Here is a 7,121-nt window from a genome sequence, read left to right as displayed (position 1 = left end):
CCGTTGCAAGCCCGCACCCTCTGGGTGATCCATGAAACGCGCCCCTCGCAGCCTTCAACACCATGTTTTATATAGGAAATATAATGGTCAGGACAGCGAAATCAGCGCCTTACTTGGGAAATGTGGGCTCGTTCATCTCGAATTCGTCGTTCCTCACGGGCCGCTCCCACCCGATCATGCGCCACTCGATGCTCGGCAGCTTCGATCACGTGTGGATCGACAACCTGAACGGCGACAAGTATCGCACGGGCAAGATCATCCCCAGCGGCCTCCCCGGTGCCGGAACGCGAGACGACAGCGTCTTCAGCACGGCCGCCGACCCGCGCGGCATCCAGCCTGGCACCGCCGTCGCGACTTGGCTCAAGCTGATGGGACACCGGACGAGCACCAGCACCACCGACGTTCAGTATCGCGACTTCTGGGGCCCGGCGGCGCGCAAACGGGACGAGCTGCTCTCCGATGTCGGAGCCGCAAGCGCGACCCCGCCCCCATACGAAACCGTCCATCCCACGCGAGATACGCGCTGGCGGCTGGCGCCGCGGGTCATCGAGGGTGGCTTCGAGGCCTGGCCTGCGCTGGACGAACTCTTCCCGGTGTCGTTTCAAGGGGTGAATCACAACCGGGGCGTTGAGGGCACCGTCATCGACGGCAACGCCGCCGCACTCGGGTCACGGATGAAGGAATACATCGAGGCTTCGACCTTCGCCGACGCTACCACGATCAATCCCTTGCTGGCTCCCGCCGACATCGAAGGAAAGTCCGCGATCTCGGGCTACGATCCCGAAGCCGTTTGGAATGATCTTCATGCATCGGGATACCAACAGGACAAGGTGAAACCCTTTCTCGCCTTCCCGTTGGATGCTCGAAGCATCTATTATGAAACCGGCACCAAGCTGTTGAACCGGCCACGGCCGGAATTCGGAATGAACCTCGCGTCGAACGAGTTCCTGCTCACCGTTCCAGAGCCCCGCAAGGAAACCGAAACCCGCCCCCTTTTCTCGACGATCCTTGCCAATCTCCACGTGCATGAACGTGGATCGGTGGTCTTTCCGCGCGAAACCAAGGGTGACGATCTGCTTGCCGACCGGGATGCGAACCTGGCCGAATCGGCATGGCGTGCAATTTCCGCCGCCTACGGGCTGACGGGCGTCCGCCGGGATCAGGCCGCGCGCGATCTCGTCGGCAAGCTGTTCCGCGTGGTGTTCGCCGTGCTCTATGCGCCGGCCTACCAAGCCGAGCACAAGAGCGCGCTCTCGTCCGACTGGGCGCACGTGCCGATCCCGCGTGACAAGAGTCTGTTCGAGCGGATCGTCGCGGCGGGAACGAAGGTCACCCGGCTGCTCGACACCTGCGATGACGTCACCGATCTCGTCGATGACATCCTCGGCGCCGAGACGGCGCGGACGCTAGGGCCGCTCAAGCGCGCGGACGGCAACCAGGTCCGACCGACCGACCTGAAGGTCACCGTCACCTACTGGGGCGGCGGCAAGGGGCGCTGGACGCCGCGCTCTCCAACCAGCGCGGAGACGCCTTCCGACGCTATAGCCGCCAGTTGGGGCGACGTGACGGGCGACCTGTTCATCAACGACGACGCGTTCTTCGCCAACGTCCCGGAGGCCGTATGGGGCTACCAGCTTGGCGGGTATCCGGTCCTGAAGAAGTGGCTGGGGTATCGGCAGGCCAACCGCATCGGCGATCGCCCACTCACCGACGCCGACCGCCGGTGGTTTCGGTCGATGATTCAGCGGATCGCGGCGCTGCTGGCGCTGGGGGCGACGCTCGACGAGCTCTACCAGGAATGCATCGCCGACGCGTTCACGGCGGGGGATCTCGCCATTCAACGATGATTGACCCTCAAATCCTCTGTGCTTCCGAGGACCTGCAATCGGACAGGACGGACCAGATTGACGGCCTCGAGGATCCGAAGATCGCGCCGATACCGAATGCCGGTCAGACGTCAGGCAACGCGATAAGCTGAATGGCATAGGGATCGATCCCATCCACCGAGCGCAGAACAGCAAGCTCGGGCTCGTCGGGCAACGCAATCGCCACCATCGCACCGGCCTGATCGAGCGCAAATCCAATCGACTGCGCCGCGGCGATTCCGCCATAGAAATGAGTGGCGAAAATCGCAGCGCTCGCGTCGCCGACGGTGTCGGACATCGCGATGACGACAGATGCCGCCTTCAGTAACTCGTCGACGCCCTCCAAGGTCCTGCAGGCGTTCAGGACGACGAGCGTCGGAGGGTGATCCGTCGCCTTCAGCAATCGGGCGACCCCCTTGTAGCCGACCAGATGCTCTCCGGGGTCGGTGACACTGGCGTTGTCGAATAGCAGGCCTCCGCCTGCGTGCCCGGAGAAATGGACGACGTGCGGACGGTGATCGTTGAGCCCGTTGAGAAGATCCTCGACCGTTGCGGCGGGCCGTACCTCGATGTCGATCTGATCGCGATACTTCGCTCCGCGGATGACCTTGAGGACGAGGTTCACCTCGGCATCGACGCGAAGCGGGGCGGCACCATCGGTCAGAGGGCTGGCGGTCAGATACAATAGCCGCAGCTTCTCAGGCTCGGGCGCGGGGATCATCACATGCGTCACGGTTGAACTGCCCAGCCTGCCGAGCTCTCGAGCATGGTTCAGCTCGTCCCGGCGCCGCTTGGCAGAATCGCGATCAAGCGCGGCCTGTTGGGACTTCTCCTTCGAAAGCCGCTGCTTCGCGGCGCTGTCGGCGGCCGTCTGCTCCCGCTTCAGCGCCGACCGGAGGTTCTGCTCCTTGGAAAGGCGCGATTTAGCGTTGGCAGACAGCTTTGCCTGCAGCTCTCCGATCTTCTTCTCCGCCGCCGCCACCTTTCCGTCGTGAGTCTTTGCGGATCGCAGGTGCATGTCGGCCGTGGACTTAGATTTCGTCTTGCCCGCCGCAGCCCGCTTCGCGTTCGCTTCCGCGCGCGCGTCGCCTGCGATTTTCTCCTGCTTGCCGATCTCGTTCCTGAGCTTCGAAGCGGCATCGTCCAGGTTCGCTATGTCCCGCTTATACTGATCCGACTGCACGTCTCACCTCGTTGCTACGCCACCGTCGTGTCCCGCGCTCATGCGGCGCGAGCCACCGGCATCTCGTTCCACTCCTTGCCATCGAGCACCCGTCCGCCCGACTTCGGCCGGTAGCCGCCCCACTGCTTGAAGAAGAACGCCACGCCCTGCTCGATGCATTGCCGGTGAATGTCGCGCACCCATGCTTCTTCCATGGGTCGGGCTCTCGGACCGCTCTCGCCACCGACGATCACCCAGTGGATGCCTTCCAGGTTCATGTCACCGACCGCGCCGATCAGCGGTTCGATCGACAGGAAGCGGACGGCGGACGGCGCCATCTTGATATGATCGATGCGCGATCGGGCTGCGGCGTTCTCGACGGATACGCCGAACCAAAGGTGCGAGGGCGGCTCGATGCCGGCATATCGCTGCCGGAGATAGCGTGCCATCAACGAACTGCGCTTCGTCAGAACCTGGAAGCGATGCCAGTGCGCGGCCTCCATCGTCTCGAAGACCTTGTCGACGAAGGAACGCGGGACCTCCTTGTGGAAAAGATCGCTCATCGAGTTGACGAAGATGGCCCGAGGCCGCCGCCATCGAAGAGGCTGATCAAGCCGTTCGGGGCGAAGCGTAATGTCAAAACCTGTTTCGAAAGGATGGCCGGGAACGCCGCGGAAGCGCTCGGCGAAACGGGCCGCATAGCAATTGACGCAGCCATCCGTAATCTTCGTGCATCCCGTGACCGGGTTCCACGTGGCATCCGTCCATTCGATGGCACTACCGTCGGCCATTAAGCTCTCCGGAACATAAAAGGAACAGTGGCACGTCGGCGGTAAAGACGCAAGACGATCGTGGCTTGCTTAGAGTAAGTTGGCACATTGTCAGCCTAAGAGGGGCTAGACAAGAGGCCGGGGCCGTGTCCAAACTGCCGGTTCTCACCTTGTTCTGTCGTAGGCCCGATCGTTGGCGAAGAAGTTCGATCCCGACCAGCCCGCCCTTGCCATCCCCGGCATGTACGAGCTTGCGCGGCCCAAGCGCATCGTCGGGGACGACGACAAGCTCGGCTATCACTGGCGTCCGGGCGGCACGCTGCCGACGCTCGGCCGGCACAGTGTCGCCAAACACGACATCTATGGCATCTATGTCGATCGGTGCATCGCGACGCTGACGAAGCGCCACGTCCAGTCGAAGCTGAAGATGACCATCGTCGACGGCTTCTGTGGCGGAGGCAAATACGCGCTCGGCGACAGCGTGGTCGATGGTTCGCCGTTGCGCCTACTGACGGCGGTCGACGCCGCCCGTGCCGCTCTGGTATCACGACGGGCGGACTTCGACCTGGACGTCGACTTCGTATTCATCGACGAGAGCGCGGATCACATCGCCTTTTTGCGCGACGAGCTCGTGCATCGCGGCTACGGCGACCTGATCGGAACGAAGATCCACCTGCGCCGCTCGACCTTCGAAGAGGCGGCCCCGGACGTCATAGCCGCCATCCGCGCCAAGGGTCGTGCGCATCACTCTCTCTTCTTCCTCGACCAATATGGTTGGAGCGACGTGAAGCTCGCCACAGTCCGCACGATCATGGCGCAGCTCGCCAACCCCGAAGTCATCATGACCTTCATGGTGGACGCGCTCATTAACCTTCTGAACGACAAGCGCTCGAGTCTCAGCGCGCTCGCGGCGATCGATTACACGCGCGAGGACGTGCGGGCGCTGCTCGACATCAAAGACGAATACGGCGCGAAGGGATGGAAGCGCGCGATCCAGAACACCGTCTACAGACACATCCTCGGCCAAACCGGCGCGTCGTTCTACACCCCGTTCTTCGTGCATCCGCCGGAGTCACATCGCGACTACTGGCTGATCCATCTCTCCAAGCACCATCAGGCGCGCGAGGAGATGGGCAACGTGTTCTGGAGCATGAACAACACCATGGAGCATTTCGGCGATGCCGGTTTCGATGCCCTCGGCTTCGATCCCGATGTCGACGTGCGCCAAGGAATGATGGACTTCACCTTCAACGATGACGCGGCGGCAAGATCGAAAAAGCTGCTGCTCGAGCAGATTCCACCCTTGTTACGGGATGGCTGGATTAAGGGCACGACGGTCACCAAGCGCGCGCTGTTCGCATCGCGGGCGAACGACACCCCTGTCGTCGGTGCGCTAGTGGACAGCCAACTTGCGGAGCTTCGCAACGCGCGCGAGATCGTGGTCTTCAGCCCGAAGCGCGACAAGGCCGGCAACGTCGTCGGCAAGACGGTACGGGAGCGAGCTGACACTTTCGGCTGGGATGACGAGATCGCGATCACCCGCGAACCGAAGCTGTTCTCGTTTCTCACCGCGGCATGACGGCCAACAGCGGATCGGTAAAGGTTTGGCGGATGAGGTTCCGAAGGCCGTCCGGGCTGGAAGTCGAGGCGTGGGTGCTCGGTCTGCTCATCGCCGCCAGCGCCGCCGGCACCCTGGCTGTGGTCATCGCATGGTTCACCGCTTCATAATGCATCGATAGCCGTGCCACGATCCATCCGCGAATGTATCTCTTCTCAAGCGTGCGGTCAGGCGGGGCCGATCAGGCGCCAAGTCAGCAGTCCACCTTTACGGGGTTCGTCCGACGCAACCAGTCCACGCTCGTGCATGTTGCGCAACGCCGCGCCGACACGCTTCTGAATGGTCTTCACCAGCTTCTTGTCCGTGAGGTTGAGCTCGCGCTCCTCCATCAGGCGCCTGGTGATCGAAAGTCCGTCCAACGCCGCTTCCGACCTCCTCAGCATGTCAAGGATCGCCCGGGTTACCTGGCCCTTGAAGGCGTGGTGACGCGGCGGCATCAGCTTGGCCTTGATCTCGTCCAGCTCGGCGTCGGGATCGAATAGGAGGATCGTGCTGTCGACGTGGTCGAGGTCTATCAGCGCCTGGCGAAGCTGGTCCTGCAGTGCATCGACGCGGCCGGCGATCTCGCTGCGCTTGTCCTTCAGGGCGGCTACGGCGTTGGGGCGTTCCATGCGCCCATCGAACCATCAATCTACCAGATCGGGGAGGCGGCAGTTGGTCCCCTCTGCTCCACAAAGCTGGTTTTTTATGACCGGCACCAGCGCACGCATTCCGGCCGGTTCAAACGTGACCGGCTATCTGGATGAAGACGTGCCCGTAGCGTTCACCGGGTCGGCGGCTTCGGCTCCGACGACGGTTCAAACTTCCAGTAAGTAAACTGAAGCGGCTGACGTATCGCTGCGTCAGCCGTTTCGTTTCGAACGGTGAGAAGCTGATCGATTACTCTTTATCGCTCATATCGGCCATCTACGTCCTCAACCTCTTGGCGATGCCAGGCAGGTTAAATGCTGACGGCTGTCACACTGACCGGAAGGGGGGCACTGGTTACCAGTGTCATCGGTCTGTACGCCGAGCGACATCAGCGCAAACCCGCCCTATATTATCTGAAAGCACGAACTTTCCGGATTGCGCGGCAGCCCGCGCGGCTGGTTCCGCTCCAGTTCAAAAGGGCGATCTTGGTTATAGCTGGCGGCTTGAGTGAGACGGGCATGGCGTTGGTTACTAGTAGCCTTAGCGTCCGACGTTACGTTGCGGCTAATTACCCCAGCTAACCCTCGAGCGAAGTGTTGGCGACCGGCAACACTCGAACAGCCTTGGAATTCGGAACAACGTGCAGTGTGTTTCACCTAGAAAAGATCAGAAGAGGTGTAAGCGTGGTCGGCAGACCGCCTTGCGGTAGCGCCGGTAGCGGGGATGCTTGTCGCCTTTGACGAGGGCGCGGGCGGTGCGGGAGATTATTGGTTCTACGACCGGTCATACGAGTGCTCGTATGGCTGGTCGGATGGAGGTGGTTGGCCGGGTGTCAGGGCGGCGCCGATGGTCGGATGCGGAGAAGCTGGAGATTCTGGCCGAAGCGTTCCGGCCGGGGGTTCGGGTCTGCGACGTCATCGCCTGTCGCGAGGTGTCGAGCAGCCTGATCGTAAGCGTGGCCTGAGGGCCGCCTTGCCCGTTTGGCCGTAGCCGGGATGCTTATCGTCTTTGACGAGGGCGCGGGCGGTGCGGGAAGTTTTCGGTTCTGAGACTGGTCGTACGAGCGCTCGTACGAC

7 protein-coding genes are annotated in these 7,121 nt (G+C 62.3%); 4 read left to right on the top strand and 3 right to left on the bottom strand.

Going from position 1 to position 7,121, the window contains the following annotated elements:
- The first annotated feature begins 122 nt into the window (after positions 1 to 122).
- Complete coding sequence (locus tag CA237_RS18925; RefSeq protein WP_126015252.1) at positions 123 to 1,847, top strand: type ISP restriction/modification enzyme; 1,725 nt, start codon at positions 123 to 125, stop codon at positions 1,845 to 1,847.
- 103 nt (positions 1,848 to 1,950) lie between these two features.
- Here the strand turns inward: CA237_RS18925 and CA237_RS18920 are convergent, their stop codons facing one another.
- A complete protein-coding gene (locus CA237_RS18920) occupies positions 1,951 to 3,048 on the bottom strand; it encodes a CHAT domain-containing protein (protein WP_126015251.1) in 1,098 nt (365 codons plus the stop codon).
- 38 nt (positions 3,049 to 3,086) lie between these two features.
- The gene (locus CA237_RS18915) at positions 3,087 to 3,818 is read right to left on the bottom strand and encodes a phage Gp37/Gp68 family protein (RefSeq protein WP_126015250.1); all 732 of its coding nucleotides are present in this window, start codon (positions 3,816 to 3,818) and stop codon (positions 3,087 to 3,089) included.
- 172 nt (positions 3,819 to 3,990) lie between these two features.
- Here CA237_RS18915 and CA237_RS18910 point away from each other — a divergent pair, with 172 nt between their 5' ends.
- Positions 3,991 to 5,376 (top strand): three-Cys-motif partner protein TcmP, encoded by a 1,386-nt coding sequence (locus CA237_RS18910; protein ID WP_241215561.1) that lies wholly within the window; start codon positions 3,991 to 3,993, stop codon positions 5,374 to 5,376.
- A gap of 206 nt (positions 5,377 to 5,582) precedes the next feature.
- Here the strand turns inward: CA237_RS18910 and CA237_RS18905 are convergent, their stop codons facing one another.
- A complete protein-coding gene (locus tag CA237_RS18905) occupies positions 5,583 to 6,026 on the bottom strand; it encodes a hypothetical protein (protein ID WP_126015249.1) in 444 nt (147 codons plus the stop codon).
- A 76-nt stretch (positions 6,027 to 6,102) separates the two neighbouring features.
- On the opposite strand from CA237_RS18905, the gene CA237_RS20175 reads away from it, so the two are divergent.
- Entirely contained in the window at positions 6,103 to 6,231 is a 129-nt protein-coding gene (locus CA237_RS20175; protein ID WP_277600144.1) for a hypothetical protein, read from the top strand.
- Positions 6,232 to 6,844: 613 nt separating this feature from the next.
- The gene (locus CA237_RS18895) at positions 6,845 to 7,009 is read left to right on the top strand and encodes a transposase (protein WP_126015248.1); all 165 of its coding nucleotides are present in this window, start codon (positions 6,845 to 6,847) and stop codon (positions 7,007 to 7,009) included.
- The last annotated feature ends 112 nt before the right edge of the window (positions 7,010 to 7,121 follow it).

The organism is Sphingomonas sp. ABOLH, assembly GCF_003951715.1.
Classification (GTDB): domain Bacteria; phylum Pseudomonadota; class Alphaproteobacteria; order Sphingomonadales; family Sphingomonadaceae; genus Sphingomonas; species Sphingomonas hankookensis_A.
Note: the sequence above shows the minus strand (reverse complement) of the source record. Positions and strands in the feature narration are given on the sequence as shown.